The 13809-nt window shown below is 70.6% G+C and carries 13 protein-coding genes; 5 read left to right on the forward strand and 8 right to left on the reverse strand.

The features are described from left to right. Window positions 1-18: 18 nt before the first annotated feature. Window positions 19-984 (reverse strand): hydrogen peroxide-inducible genes activator, encoded by a 966-nt coding sequence (locus ABT025_RS02955; protein ID WP_350989136.1) that lies wholly within the window; start codon window positions 982-984, stop codon window positions 19-21. 132 nt (window positions 985-1116) lie between these two features. Here ABT025_RS02955 and ABT025_RS02960 point away from each other — a divergent pair, with 132 nt between their 5' ends. Both ABT025_RS02960 and ABT025_RS02965 read left to right on the forward strand, forming a co-directional pair. Continuing rightward, entirely contained in the window at window positions 1117-1671 is a 555-nt protein-coding gene (locus ABT025_RS02960; protein WP_123461343.1) for a peroxiredoxin, read from the forward strand. 12 nt (window positions 1672-1683) lie between these two features. Beyond that, a complete protein-coding gene (locus tag ABT025_RS02965) occupies window positions 1684-2217 on the forward strand; it encodes an alkyl hydroperoxide reductase (protein WP_018550318.1) in 534 nt (177 codons plus the stop codon). A gap of 170 nt (window positions 2218-2387) precedes the next feature. Here ABT025_RS02965 and ABT025_RS02970 read toward each other — a convergent pair whose 3' ends face one another. The 4 genes from ABT025_RS02970 to ABT025_RS02985 form a co-directional block, all read right to left on the reverse strand. Beyond that, complete coding sequence (locus ABT025_RS02970; RefSeq protein WP_350989139.1) at window positions 2388-3824, reverse strand: AI-2E family transporter; 1437 nt, start codon at window positions 3822-3824, stop codon at window positions 2388-2390. 136 nt (window positions 3825-3960) lie between these two features. After that, complete coding sequence (locus ABT025_RS02975; RefSeq protein ID WP_350989141.1) at window positions 3961-4668, reverse strand: aggregation-promoting factor C-terminal-like domain-containing protein; 708 nt, start codon at window positions 4666-4668, stop codon at window positions 3961-3963. 388 nt (window positions 4669-5056) lie between these two features. Then, window positions 5057-6379, reverse strand: coding sequence for an RNA 5'-3' helicase PhoH2 (gene phoH2 / locus ABT025_RS02980; RefSeq protein WP_350989143.1), 1323 nt, complete (start codon window positions 6377-6379; stop codon window positions 5057-5059). A 417-nt stretch (window positions 6380-6796) separates the two neighbouring features. Continuing rightward, window positions 6797-7558: an isoprenyl transferase gene (locus ABT025_RS02985; protein WP_148020469.1), complete on the reverse strand. Its 762-nt coding sequence runs from the start codon at window positions 7556-7558 to the stop codon at window positions 6797-6799. A gap of 194 nt (window positions 7559-7752) precedes the next feature. Here ABT025_RS02985 and mgrA point away from each other — a divergent pair, with 194 nt between their 5' ends. Then, window positions 7753-8793 (forward strand): L-glyceraldehyde 3-phosphate reductase, encoded by a 1041-nt coding sequence (mgrA, locus tag ABT025_RS02990; protein ID WP_350989146.1) that lies wholly within the window; start codon window positions 7753-7755, stop codon window positions 8791-8793. A 438-nt stretch (window positions 8794-9231) separates the two neighbouring features. Continuing rightward, the gene (locus tag ABT025_RS02995; RefSeq protein WP_350989148.1) at window positions 9232-10386 is read left to right on the forward strand and encodes a winged helix DNA-binding domain-containing protein; all 1155 of its coding nucleotides are present in this window, start codon (window positions 9232-9234) and stop codon (window positions 10384-10386) included. 36 nt (window positions 10387-10422) lie between these two features. Here the strand turns inward: ABT025_RS02995 and ABT025_RS03000 are convergent, their stop codons facing one another. The 3 genes from ABT025_RS03000 to ABT025_RS03010 all read right to left on the reverse strand — a co-directional run bounded on the left by ABT025_RS03000 (window position 10423) and on the right by ABT025_RS03010 (window position 12770). Beyond that, the gene (locus ABT025_RS03000) at window positions 10423-10881 is read right to left on the reverse strand and encodes a hypothetical protein (RefSeq protein ID WP_350989150.1); all 459 of its coding nucleotides are present in this window, start codon (window positions 10879-10881) and stop codon (window positions 10423-10425) included. A 69-nt stretch (window positions 10882-10950) separates the two neighbouring features. Beyond that, window positions 10951-11781, reverse strand: coding sequence for a class I SAM-dependent methyltransferase (locus ABT025_RS03005; protein ID WP_350989152.1), 831 nt, complete (start codon window positions 11779-11781; stop codon window positions 10951-10953). Between the two features lie 83 nt (window positions 11782-11864). Then, window positions 11865-12770 carry a prepilin peptidase gene (locus tag ABT025_RS03010; RefSeq protein WP_350989154.1) on the reverse strand — a complete coding sequence of 302 codons (906 nt, stop codon included), beginning with the start codon at window positions 12768-12770 and terminating at the stop codon, window positions 11865-11867. A 104-nt stretch (window positions 12771-12874) separates the two neighbouring features. Between ABT025_RS03010 and ABT025_RS03015 the strand changes: the two genes are divergently transcribed. After that, complete coding sequence (locus ABT025_RS03015) at window positions 12875-13246, forward strand: DUF192 domain-containing protein (RefSeq protein WP_350989158.1); 372 nt, start codon at window positions 12875-12877, stop codon at window positions 13244-13246. The last annotated feature ends 563 nt before the right edge of the window (window positions 13247-13809 follow it).

Consider the following 13809-nt stretch of genomic DNA (forward strand, 5'->3'; position numbering starts at 1 on the left):
AACCGGCCGGACCTGTGCTCAGGTCCGGCCGGCCGGAGCCACGCGCACCGGCAGAGCCTCCATCGCCCCGCGCAGCGCCGCCGCGAACTCCTCGAACTCCTCGTGCCGGGCCGCCCCGGTCCGCATCCCCAGGGCCACCCGCCGCGCGGGGGCCGGGTCCGCGAAGTACCCCGTGGTCAGCGCGTCGTTGCGGGCGGTCTCGACCGTCACCGCGGTCCGCGGCAGCAGCGTCACCCCGAGCCCTCCGGCCACCAGCTGCACCAGTGTGGAGAGCCCGGCCGCGGTCGTGGTGACCGGCGCGCCCTCCGTACGCCCCGCCTCACGGCAGATGTCGAGCGCCTGGTCGCGCAGGCAGTGCCCCTCGTCGAGCAGCAGCAACGGCAGCTCCCGCAGCGCCTCGCGCGGGATGTCCTGACGTCCGCCGAGCCAGTGGTCGCGCTCCATGACGAGGACGAAGTCCTCGTCGAAGAGCGGGAGTTCCGTCACACCCGGCACCCCGAGGGGCACCGCGAGAAGCAGCAGGTCCAGCCGCCCCCCGGCCAGCCCCTCCAGCAGCGAGGAGGTCTGCTCCTCGTGGACCTGGAGATCGAGGTCCGGGTAGCGCTCGTGGACCAGCCGCAGCACGGTCGGCAGCAGATACGGGGCGACGGTCGGGATCACGCCGAGCCGCAGGACTCCGGTGAAAGGCGCCCGGACCGCCTCGGCCTCCTCCATCAGCTCGCCGACGGCGTGCAGGACGGCCCGCGCCCGCACCGCGAGCCGTTCACCGGCGGGCGAGAGCAGTACCTTGCGCGTCGTACGCTCGATGAGCTGGACACCCAGTGCCTCCTCCAGCGCGGACACGGCCCCGGAGAGTGCGGGCTGACTCATCCCGATTGCGGCCGCGGCGTCCCGGAAGTGCAGATACTCCGCCACGGCGGCGAAGGCGCGCAGCTGCGAGAGGCTGGGCTGTTTGGGGCGGATGCCCTGATTACTCTGGGCCACTGATAGGCACCTCCGATCATCACGACCGAGTGTAGCTATTTCCGTGATCAATGCACTCTGTGCCAAGGTGGACACCGTCCAACCCTCAGGAACTCCCCCAAAAAGGGAATTCCTACGCTGCAAGGAGAGCGCGTGCTCACTGTCGGTGACAAGTTCCCCGAGTTCGACCTGACCGCTTGTGTTTCGCTGGAGAGCGGCAAGGAGTTCGAGCAGATCAACCACAAGACCTACGAGGGTCAGTGGAAGATCGTCTTCGCGTGGCCGAAGGACTTCACCTTCGTGTGCCCCACCGAGATCGCCGCGTTCGGCAAGCTGAACGAGGAGTTCGCCGACCGTGACGCACAGATCCTCGGCTTCTCCGGTGACTCCGAGTTCGTGCACCACGCCTGGCGCAAGGACCACCCGGACCTGACCGACCTGCCCTTCCCGATGCTGGCCGACTCGAAGCACGAGCTCATGCGTGACCTCGGCATCGAGGGCGAGGACGGCTTCGCGCAGCGCGCCGTCTTCATCGTCGACCAGAACAACGAGATCCAGTTCACGATGGTGACCGCCGGTTCCGTGGGCCGTAACCCCAAGGAGGTCCTGCGGGTCCTCGACGCCCTGCAGACCGACGAGCTGTGCCCGTGCAACTGGACCAAGGGCGAGACCACCCTGGACCCGGTCGCGCTCCTCTCGGGCGAGTGAGCTGACACCGACATGGCACTCGACGAACTGAAGGCCGCCGTTCCGGACTTCGCCAAGGACCTGAAGCTGAACCTCGGCTCGGTCATAGGCAACAGCGAGCTCCCGCAGCAGCAGCTGTGGGGCACCGTCCTCGCCTGCGCGATCGCCTCGCGCTCGCCGAAGGTGCTGCGCGAGCTGGAGCCGGAGGCGAAGGCCAACCTCTCCGCGGAGGCGTACACCGCCGCGAAGTCGGCCGCCGCCATCATGGCGATGAACAACGTGTTCTACCGGACCCGGCACCTGCTGTCGGACCCCGAGTACGGCAACCTCCGGGCCGGCCTGCGGATGAACGTGATCGGCAAGCCGGGCGTGGAGAAGGTCGACTTCGAGCTGTGGTCGCTCGCCGTCTCCGCGATCAACGGCTGCGGCCAGTGCCTGGACTCGCACGAGCAGGTGTTGCGCAAGGCCGGCGTGGACCGTGAGACCATTCAGGAAGCCGTCAAGATTGCCTCGGTGATCCAGGCGGTCGGTGTGACCCTCGAAGCCGAGGCAGTCCTCGCCGAGTAGCACCCGCAGTACCCCTGATACGAGAAGGGCCCCGAGGACGACCGACCGTCCGAGGGGCCCTTCTTCTGTGTCCGGACCTTCCGGGTGGTCCGCCCTCCGAGCCCGGACCTCCGGGAGTCCTTCTCCGGATCCGGACCCTCCGAGGGGCCACCGTTCCTCCGGGGCCGCTCCTATGTGTCCGAGCGGATCGCCTTCGGCGCGTCCGCCGCCGGCTCATCGTCGCTGCCGTCGTCGAACTCCTCCGGAGGCGAGCCGGGCGCGGGCTTGGGTGCCGCGTCCAGTGAGGTCGAGCCGTGCGGCGGCGGCGAGTGGCGGCGGGACTCCTCCTGCCCGTACGTCCGTAGATAGCCGACCACCGTATTGGTCACCGCCACGAGCGGAACCGCGACGACGGCGCCCCCGATGCCGGCGATCATGCCGCCCGCGGCGACCGAGAGCACCACGGCCAGCGGATGCACGCGCACCGCGCGGCCCAGGATGAACGGCTGCAGGATGTGGCCCTCGATCTGCTGCACCGCGAGCACCACGGCCAGCACCATCAGCGCCGTGAACACGCCCTGGGTGACGAGGGCGACGACCACGGCCAGCGCCCCGGAGACGACCGCCCCGACGAGCGGGATGAAGGCGAACAGGAAGATGAAGACGGCCAGCGGCACCGCCATCGGCACATCGAGGAAGAAGATCCCCAGGCCGATGAAGATGGCGTCGATCAGGGCGACTATCACCGTGCCCCGCACATAGGCGGTCAGCGTCCGCCAGGCCCGCGGACCGGCACCGGCGACACCCGGCCGGGCCTGCGCGGGCACGAGCCTGAGCACCCAGTGCCAGATGCGCTTTCCGTCGTACAGCAGGAAGAGCGTGGAGAACATCGCCAGCAGCATCCCGGTGAGGAGCTCCACCATCACGGTGACGCCCTGCAGTCCGGCGGAGGTGATCGCCTCCGTGTTGGTGCCGACGGTGTCGCTGAGGTTCTTCGCTATGTCGTTGATCTGTTTGTCGGTCACATGGAACGGGCTGTCCAGCAGCCAGTTCTTCAGGTCGTCGATTCCCGTCCGCACCTTGTCGGAGAGGGTGTCGATGTTGTCCATGACCTGCCAGACCACGAACCAGCCGACCAGGCCCATGATGACGAAGCCCAGGATCGCCGTGACCGCGGTGGCCAGTCCGCGTGGCAGCCCGTACCGCTTCAGCCGGGCGACGGTCGGCTGGAGCATCGCGGTGACGAGCAGCGCGGCGACGAACGCCAGCACCACCAGCTGGACCGCGCTGATGACCCGCATGAGCACCCAGAGGGTGCCGGCGAGCACCAGCAGCCGCCAGCCCGCCTCGGCCGCTACGCGCATCCCCCAGGGGATGGCCGCGACCGGATCGGGGCGTGCGGAGACGGAGGGGGCGTATGCGGGCGGCGGCGGTACGTGGTCGGCCGCGGCCGACGTCCTGGCGGTCCCGGTCTCCGGCGCGCGCCCGGCGGCCGCCGTATCGGGCGCCCCCTCGTGCGCGACGTCGTCGTCCTCGGCAGCCGCTTCGGCCCGCCGTTCGTCCAGGCGCTCTCCCAGCCTGGTCAGTTCAGCACCCAGTTGTCCGAGCCACCCCGGCAGTTTCGACATAACGGTTCCTCTACCCCCGTCCGCTCTCCCCACCGCTCCCCCCGGGAACGGCTCCGCCCGACCGTACACGCGCGAAGCCCCCCACCGTAGGACGGCGAGGGGCTTCGTGAGGTTGAGACCTGAACCTCGGAAGGTTCTAGTACCAGTGGTTGGCCTGCCAGAAGGACCAGGCGGCGCACGGGCTGCCGTAGCGGCCGCTGTTCATGTAGTTGAGGCCCCACTTGATCTGCGTGGCCGGGTTGGTCATCCAGTCGGCTCCGGCCGAGGCCATCTTCGAGCCGGGGAGCGCCTGGACGAGACCGTAGGCACCGGAGGACGGGTTGCTCGCCCGGTAGTTCCAGCTCGACTCGACGTTCACGATGTTGCTGAAGCACTGGAACTGGTCGGCGGGCACCATCTGCCGCGCGATCGCCTGGACCTCGGCAACGGTGTACGAGCCCTGCGTGGCGAACGCGGAGGCGCTGCGTACCTCGGAGCGGCTGGCACGCTCGGCAGCGTCCTTCTTCTCCTGACGCTCCTTCTCCAGCCTGTCCTCGGCCGCCGCCTTCTTGGACTTGGCGTCCTTGGCGGCCTGCACACGGGCTGATTCCTCGGCGGACTTCTTCGCCGACGCGTCGGCCGCGGACGCCTGGGCGTCGGCCTGCTGCGTCAGCGATACGGTCTGCACCTGGGCCTGCTGGCCCGCGGGGATGTCTGCGAGCAGCGTGGTGTCGGCTGCGGTCGCCTCGAAGTTGTTGTCATCAACAGCGGGAGTGCTGCCTGCTGCAACGCCTACGACGGCGCCAACGGTGGTTACCGCTGTGGCAGATGCCACGGCGAACCCCCGGACCGAGATCCGGCTCACACGGTGTCCTTCCAGCATCGCCCGCTTAGGTGACCTCGCGGGCGCAATCGTGCCCCTGACACTGGCCTCCCTACTGCTTGGGTCACGGGAGGCACGGGCCCGGTGGGCGACTCCCGGGGGAGCGCCGCGTGGTACTCGCGGGCGGCATACGGACGGCGATTGTTGAGTTGTGTGGTGCGTGGCACCTCTGGAGGTGCCGGTGTGCCGTATGCGGGGCCTGACGGAAGCAAGACTCTGCCGGAACGGGACGCCGGTAGGCAATTCTCTGTTGCGTGTGAAAGCTCACACCTCGTTTGGAGCAAGTGAATTACGGAAATGGTGCCGCGACACGATGCCGCCCGGCTAAGCTCCTTGGCTCGCCGGGCGGCATCAACTGTCCCAATCCGTATTAGATCTGGCCTTCCTCCAGCATTTCGGTCACCAGTGCGGCGATGCGGGAGCGCTCCGAACGCGTGAGCGTCACATGCGCGAAGAGCGGGTGCCCCTTCAGCTTCTCGACCACGGCGACCACTCCGTCGTACCGGCCGACCCGGAGGTTGTCCCGCTGGGCCACGTCATGCGTGAGCACGACGCGGGAATTCGCCCCGATCCGGGACAACACGGTCAGCAGGACGTTCCGTTCCAGCGACTGGGCCTCGTCGACGATCACGAAGGCGTCATGGAGGGACCGGCCCCTGATGTGGGTGAGCGGCAGGATCTCCAGCATTCCGCGCCCCAGCACCTCCTCGATCACCTCACGGCCGGAGACCGCGGAGAGCGTGTCGAAGACGGCCTGGGCCCAGGGGCTCATCTTCTCGGCCTCGCTGCCGGGGAGATAGCCGAGCTCCTGCCCGCCCACCGCGTACAGCGGACGGAAGACCATCACCTTCTTGTGCTGTCCTCGCTCCAGCACCGCTTCGAGACCCGCGCAAAGCGCCAGCGCCGACTTGCCGGTGCCGGCCCGGCCGCCCAGCGACACGATGCCGACGTCCTGGTCCAGGAGCAGGTCCAGGGCGATGCGCTGCTCGGCGCTGCGCCCGTGGATGCCGAAGGCCTCCCGTTCGCCACGGACGAGCCGGACACTGCCCTCGGGTGTCACCCGGCCGAGCGCCTTGCCCCGTTCGGACTGGAGGACCAGGCCGGTGTGCACGGGGAGCTCGGCGGCCTCGGGGACGTACAGCGTCTCCTCGGTGAAGAGCAGGTCCACCTGTTCGGCGGAGAGGGACAGTTCGGACATCCCGGTCCAGCCGGAGTCCGTGATGGCGAGTTCCGCCCGGTACTCCTCGGCGAGGAGGCCGACCGATGACGCCTTGATGCGCAGCGGCAGGTCCTTGGAGACGACCGTGACGTCGTACCCCTCGGCCTGGAGATTGCGTGCGACCGCGAGAATCCGTGAGTCGTTGTCCCCCAACCGGTAGCCGGCGGGAAGGACGCCGGGATCGGAGTGGTTGAGTTCGACGCGGAGCGTCCCGCCCAGATCCCCGAGAGGGATCGGGGCATCCAGTCGGCCGTACCGGACCCGGAAGTCGTCCAGCAGGCGCAGGGCCTGCCGGGCGAAGTACCCGAGCTCGGGATGGTGCCGTTTGGCCTCCAGTTCCGTGACCACGACGATCGGGAGCACCACTTCGTGCTCGTCGAACCGGGCCATGGCGTTCGGATCGGCCAGCAGGACGCTGGTGTCGAGAACATAGGTGCGCCTGTCGGGCATGCGGCGCTTTGTGCTGGTCACCACGGAAGGACGTACCCCCTCGGACGAGGTTGGGGTGCGACGGCGTCGCGGAGCATCCCAATGGGAGAGGACGGGCCGGGCTCCGGCCACCTTGCGCGGGCCGAGCGCCGGCCCTCCGCGTCGGCCGCACTGTATGTACGGTCCTTCGTGTGCAAAGGGCCTCCCGGGCGAGCGGACTCCATGCCGCTCACTTGGACACGACGTCCGCCTGGTTGGTGACCGGACGTCGACCTGTCAGGGGTATGCCCTTGAACACGCCAAGCCATGCCGACCTGGCCGGTTCCGGTCGAAGCCGTCACCCGTCGGCCGTCGGCCGGGTGGCCTCAGGGCCTGATGCCGCAAGGCCGGCGCGATCGGAACGAGGGGGCCTGAAGCCCTGAAGCCCTGAGGTCTGATCCCCCAGGAACTACGGGACAGTCCTCAGCCGCCGTAGCGGCGATGGCGGGCCGCGTAGTCGCGCAGGGCCCGCAGGAAGTCGACGCGGCGGAACGCCGGCCAGAAGACCTCGCAGAAGTAGTACTCGGAGTGCGCGCTCTGCCAGAGCATGAACCCCGACAGCCGCTGCTCGCCACTGGTACGGATCACGAGGTCGGGGTCGGGCTGTCCCCGGGTGTAGAGGTGCTCGGAGATCAGGTCGGTGGAGACGATCTCCGCCAGGTCCTCGAAGGAGGTGCCCTTCTCGGAGTGGTCGAGCAGCAGGGAGCGCACCGCGTCCGCGATCTCCTGGCGCCCGCCGTAACCGACCGCGACGTTCACCAGTATTCCGTCGACCCCGACCGTGGCCTGTTCGGCCTCCTTGAGGACCGTCTGGGTGTGCGCCGGCAACAGGTCGAGCGTGCCGACGTGGTGGACGCGCCAGCGCCCGTCCGCCACCAGGTCACGCACGGTGTTCTCGATGATGCCGAGGAGCGGGATGAGCTCGGACTCGGGCCGGTCGAAGTTGTCCGTGGAGAGCATCCAGAGCGTGACGACCTCGACATCGGTCTCACTGCACCAGCCGAGCAGTTCCTTGATCTTGTCCGCACCGGCCTGGTGCCCCTGCGCCGCGGTGCCGCCGGACGCCTTCGCCCAGCGCCGGTTTCCGTCGAGGATGACTCCGATGTGCTTGGGCACCTGGGCGTGATCGAGGCGGGCCTCCACCCGGCGTGCGTAGAGCCCGTACACCAGGTCGCGCAAGTTCACTGAGTCCACCTCTCGGTTCCGTGCGGGCACGCCCGCCCCTTTGCCCGGGGTCCGGGATCGTCCACCGGGGATCGCCGCACCGGAAGGGGGCGATCGCCCCGCCGTGCCGTGCAGTCCCGAAGCCGCCACATTACTGCGCAGGCGGTGCACCGGCCCAACCCGGCCTGTCACAAGTCCGTGATAAGGAGGGAAACGTGACTGATTCCTCTTCCTCCTACCGGGCCGCCGCCTCGCGCTACGACTCCATGGAGTACCGCCGCACCGGCCGCAGCGGCCTCAAGCTCCCGGCCGTCTCGCTCGGCCTCTGGCACAACTTCGGCGACGACCGCACGCTCGACTCGCAGCGCGCCATCCTGCGCCGCGCCTTCGACCTCGGCGTGACCCACTTCGACCTGGCCAACAACTACGGCCCGCCGCCCGGCTCCGCCGAGCTCAACTTCGGGAAGATCTTCGGGCAGGACTTCACCCCCTACCGCGACGAGCTGATCATCTCCACCAAGGCGGGGTACGACATGCACCCCGGCCCGTACGGCGAGTGGGGCTCGCGCAAGTACCTGCTGTCGTCGCTCGACGCCTCGCTGAAGCGGATGGGGCTCGACTACGTCGACATCTTCTACTCGCACCGCTTCGACCCGGACACTCCGCTGGAGGAGACGATGGGGGCGCTGGCCTCCGCCGTCCGGCAGGGCAAGGCGCTGTACGTGGGGGTGTCCTCGTACAACTCCGCGCAGACGGCCGAGGCCGCCCGGCTGCTGAAGGAGATGGGCGTGCCGGCGCTGATCCACCAGCCGTCCTACTCGATGATCAACCGCTGGACCGAGGACGACGGGCTGCTGGACACGCTGGAGGCGGCCGGCATGGGCTGCATCTCCTTCGTGCCGCTCGCCCAGGGGCTGCTGACCGGCAAGTACCTGAAGGGCATCCCGGAAGGTTCGCGTGCCACGCAGGGCAAGTCCCTCAACCCGGACCTGCTCTCCGACGAGGTGGTCCGCCGGCTGAACGGGCTGAACGACATCGCGCGCCGCCGCGGCCAGTCGCTCGCCCAGCTGGCCATCGGCTGGGTGCTGCGCGACAGCCGTATGACGTCGGCTCTGATCGGCGCGTCGAGCGTGGGGCAGCTGGAGGAGAACATCGCGTCGCTGGCCGGACCGGCACTGTCGGCCGAGGAGTTGAAGGAGATCGACACCTTCGCCGTGGACACCGCCGGCACCAACATCTGGGCCGGACGGGCCTGAGAGGACTGCCGGGCTCACGACCGCGCCTGCGGTACGGACCCGGCGGTACGGGCCCTGCGGTACCGGGGCACAAAAAAACGGGCCGGTCCGTGGGGGGGGGTTACGGACCGGCCCGAGGGGGGGTTTCCACCATAACCCTTCGTAAGTGCTGCTGCGTGCCACGCCACGAAATAATCACTCTCCGAGAGTGACGCGCTCCGCCACGGGCACGGAATCCGGTGCTCCACAGGCCCTGGAGCTGCACAAACGTCCGACGGCGCCACCTTGACGCCGAATGCGCCCGCAGGACGTGCACAGGATGTGCACATTCCGGTCGCGGGTGGCGGCGCCCCGCGGCCCCGGGTCCGCGGTGGAGGCCCTCCGACTTCACGCGGAGGCCACGGGCGGAGCCGGGCATGAGGACAGGATCTGACCTGATGGGCCGGTAGTTTTCGATTCATGACGACGCGAAGCGCAACCGCGACCTGGGCCGGAGCGAACGCCCGCCGGATGGGGCGCCAGGGCCTGACGGACCCACTCGCCGCCGCCCCCGCGGCGGTGGTCGGGACGATGCCGGCCGCGCACGCGCAGGTCCTGTCCGCCGCCGAGCTCTCCGTGGGGCTGCGGAGCCGGGACCTGACCCGTGCCGATGTGCGCAAGGCCCTGTGGTCGGACCGGACCCTGATCAAGACGTTCGGGCCGCGCGGCACGGTCCATCTGGTCTCCGGAGCCGAACTGCCGCTGTGGACAGGAGCGTTGTCCGCACTGCCGGTGGGCCGTAACACCCAGCCGGAAGGGGTTCGGATGACCTCGGAGCAGACCGAGGAGGTGCTCGCCGCGATCTCCGATGCCCTGACCGGCGCGGAGCTGACCGTCGACGAGCTCACGGAGGCGGTCATCGCCCGCGCCGGGGCCTGGGCCGGCGAGCCGGTGGTGCCCGCCTTCCAGACCCTGTGGCCGCGCTGGCGACAGGTGACACACCTGGCGTCCCACCGCGGACTCCTCTGTTTCGGCCAGGACCGCGGCCGCAAGGTCACGTACACGCGCCCGGACGTCACCCCGCTCGACGGACCTGCGGCGCTCGCCGCGCTCGTCGGCCGCTACCTGCACGCGTACGGCCCCGCGACCCCGCAGAACTTCGCCAAATGGCTGGCCGCCCCCTCTCGTTGGGCATCCGACCTGTTCGCGGGCCTGGCGGCCGCCGGGGAGATCGAGACGGTGGTGCACGAGGACGGCAGCCCGGCCTGGGTGGCGGCGGGCGACACCGGCTTCCCCTCGCAGCCGGTGCGCGGGGTGCGGCTGCTCCCCTACTTCGACGCGTTCGTCATCGCGTCCCAGCCCCGCGAGAGGCTCTTCCCCGGCGCGGCCTCCACCCGGGCACTGGCGGGCGGCCAGGCGGGGAACTTCCCGGTGCTGCTCATCGACGGCACCGTGGCGGGGGTGTGGCACCAGCGCCGCTCGGGCCGGCGGATCGCGGTGACGGTGGAACCGCTGTCCCCGCTGACGGCCGGACAGCTCCGGGAGCTGGAGCGGCAGGTGGAGCGGGTGGGTGAGGTGATGGAGGGAAAACCGGAGCTGACGGTGGGCGAGGTTACGGTCGGGGGGCACGCGTAGGCGGGCTCCGCCGGACCCGGTCCGCCTCGCGCGCCGTCAGGTCGTCGCGGCGGCGCCCCGGTGGCCCCGGGTGAAGCGGATGCCCACGGTGTCGCCGCCGGTCACCACGAAGCGGCCGCCCTCGCAACGGATGACGGCCTCGTGCACCTCGCCGTGCTCGTCCCTGCGCTCCTCGGTGCGCAGCACCGTCCAGCCACCGTCGGGCGGCTGCGGCAGCCGTGCCATCTCGGCGAACTCCCACTGGGCGGCGGGTACGCACCAGTCGGGAAGATGCGGCCAGGTACCGGCACCGACGTGCAGGGTGCCGTCGGACGCGCAGGTCAGGAGCACGGACTGGCCGTCGGCCAGCAGGAAGGCGACGGCCTCCGGCTCGCCCATGCGCCCCTCGGGCCGGTAGAAGATGCCGAGGACGCCGACGATCCGGGCGCCTCTGAGCCATTCGGAGTTCCCCTGCCGCGGGCCGCGCGCGGCATCCTCGTCGTTGCCGACCCTCATGGCCTGCTCCTTCCCCGTGCGCTCAGCCCCCAGGGTGCCACCCTTCGGGCGCGGGAAGGGTGTTCGGGCTCACCCGGGTTTGCGGGCCTCGATCAGAAAGCGGGTGGTGTGGGCGACGAACGGCCCCTCGGTCCCGATCCGGTGGTGCAGCGCGGCCAGTTGGTTCCGGTACGCGCCGACGGTGAAGCCGGGCACCATCCAGATCACCTTGCGCAGGAAGTAGACGACGGCGCCGATGTCGAGGAACTCGGTGCGCAGCCGCTCCATCCGCAGGTCGACGACGTCGAGACCGGCCGCCTCGGCCGCCGCGCGCGCCTGTTCCGGGTCGCGGCCGCCCCGCACCTCCGGCGGCTGCGGGCCGAGGAAGTACTCGACGAGCTCGAAGACGCTGGCCGGGCCGACCTGCTGCGAGAAGTACGTGCCGCCGGGGGCCAGGACCCGGGCGATCTCCTCCCACCACGTGGTCACCGGATGGCGGCTGACCACCAGGTCGAAGGCGGCGTCGCCGAACGGCAGCGGCGGCTTGTCCTCGTCCGCGACGACCACGGCCCCCAGCGGATGCAGAAGGGCGGTGGCGCGGGCGATGTTCGGCGGCCAGCCCTCGGTGGCCACGGTCAGCGGCGGCAACTCCGGCGCGGAGGCAAGCACTTCACCGCCCCCGGTCTGGATGTCGAGCGCCGCCCTCGCCCGGCCGAGGCGCTCCCCCATGGCGCGGGCGTACCCCCAGGAGGGGCGCTCCTCGGTGGCCCGGCCGTCGAGCCAGGAGAAGTCCCAGCCGGCCAGGGAGACGGCGTCGGCCTCGGCGACCAGGGCCTCGAACCGGGCCCGTTCCTCGGCTGCCGCGGCTTCTGCCGCTGCCGGCGCTTCGGCTGCTTGCGCGTCATCGGGGGTTGCCGTCATACGGGGATGGTGGCAGCCGGCACCGCCGACCGCGACCGCATTTACGGCGCGCCGGAGAGGCGGAGACCGTCCGGGGACGTCTCTCAGGCGGCCAGTCCGCCGAACAGGATGCCCAGCAGCGCGCCCGCGATCATGAACGGGCCGAACGGGATGCCCGTCTTCCGCCCGGCACGCCGCATGACCACCAGCACAAGCCCGTACACCGCACCGAACAGGAACCCCGCGAACCCCCCGGCGAACACGACGGCCCAGCCGTACCAGCCGAGGGCCACGCCCAGGGAGAGGGCGAGCTTGACGTCACCGAAGCCCATCCCGTTCGGGTTGATGAGGAAGAGCAGGAAGTAGAACGCACCGAGGGCGGCTCCGCCGAGCAGGGCGGACAGCCAGGCGCCACCGTGCTCCGGCAGCAGGGCCGCGAGGCCCAGGAGCACGGCGGCCACGGCGGCGGCCGGCAGCGTCAGCCGGTCCGGCAGCCGGTGGACACGGCGGTCGATGGTCGCGAGGAGCACGCCGACGGGAGTGAGCAGCAGCCAGACGGCGAGCTCGGGGCGCGCCCCGGTGGTCGCGGCGAGGGCGGCACAGCCGAGGGCGGTGACGACGGGGGCCACGATGTGCGGGGCATAGCGCGCACCGCTCCGGCGCGGTGCGGGGGGTGCGGTGACTGGGGGTGCGGTGACTGGGGGTGCGGTGGCCGGGCCGTCGGCCTCGCCGGTTCCGTCGCCCGCATCGCCGGCCGGGTCCGGCCCCGCGTCGTCCACCGGATCGGGCCCGGCGAGCCCAGGCCCGGCTGCCGTGCCCACCTCGGCGCAGGTCGTACAGCGCGTGGAGCCGAGCCAGCCGCGGCCGGGCCCGGTGAGAGTGTGGCCGGCCGGGCAGGCATCCCGCCACGCGTCGTCCGGTTCGACGGAGAACCGGTAGGCGGCGCGCGGTACCAGCAGTCCGGTCGCGGCCCCCCAAAGGGCGGCGATCCCTATCAGCATGGCGTACACGGCATGAACCCTAGACGGCCCCGCTGACACCGGCCATGGGCCCTGGGGCCCACTCCGCTCCAATACGGACCCAGAGGCCGTCACGTGGCGCTACCGTCGTGGCCATGGCTCGATGGCGCAATGGAACAGGAACGCTGACCATCACGGACCGGGACGGGGAACGGGAGACCGTGGTGCCACTGCGGATCGCGGCCTCGTACCGTCACCGGACCCGTGGGCTGCTCGGTCAGGACGGGGTCGACGGCGCGCTGATGATCACGCCTTGCGGGAGCGTGCACTCCTTCCGGATGCGGTTCACGATCGATGTGGCCTATCTGGACCGGAAGTTCAACGTCGTGGCCGTGCACACGATGAAGCCCGGGCGGCTGGGCCTGCCCCGGCTGCGGGCCCGGCACGTGATCGAGTCGGATGCCGGCGCGATGGCGAAGTGGGGGCTGCGGCCCGGTACTCAGGTACGGATCGCGCAGACCGGCTGACCGGGCTCCGGCCGAGGCCGACGGGGCCCCCGGCCGGGGTGCGGGGTTCCCTTGCGGGGTGCGGGGTCCTGTGGTGCGGGGTCCTGTGGTGCGGGGTTCCGTCCTCAATCGCCGGACGGGCTCGGGTGCGGGTGTCCCCGCGGGGTGCGCCGTGTCCGGTGGGTGGGGGTGGTGCCCCTCCGGGGCGTCTCCTCAGAAATGGCGTGTGCACCCGGGGCCGTGATGAACCCGGGTCGTACGCCATTTCCTGCGGGGACTCCCCTGCACGTCCCCACCCTGCATCAGCCGCGTCTGCACACCGGCCCAGCGACTGCCGCAGACGCAGGACGGCCGGTCCGGGGCCGTGCAGGGGAGTCCCCGCAGGACGACGAACACATACCCGGACCACATCACGTACCGGCGGAACGTTCGTCGTTTGAGGAGACGCCCCGGAGGGGCCCCGGACCCCACCCACGGCACATGGCGAACCCCGCACCCCACGGGGGCACCCGCACAAACCCAGCCCGTCCGGCGCTTGAGGACGGAACCCCGCACCACAGAACCCCGCACCACAGAACCCCCGC

Origin of the sequence: Streptomyces sp. NPDC002809 (assembly GCF_040295435.1) — a bacterium.
GTDB lineage: Bacteria > Actinomycetota > Actinomycetes > Streptomycetales > Streptomycetaceae > Streptomyces.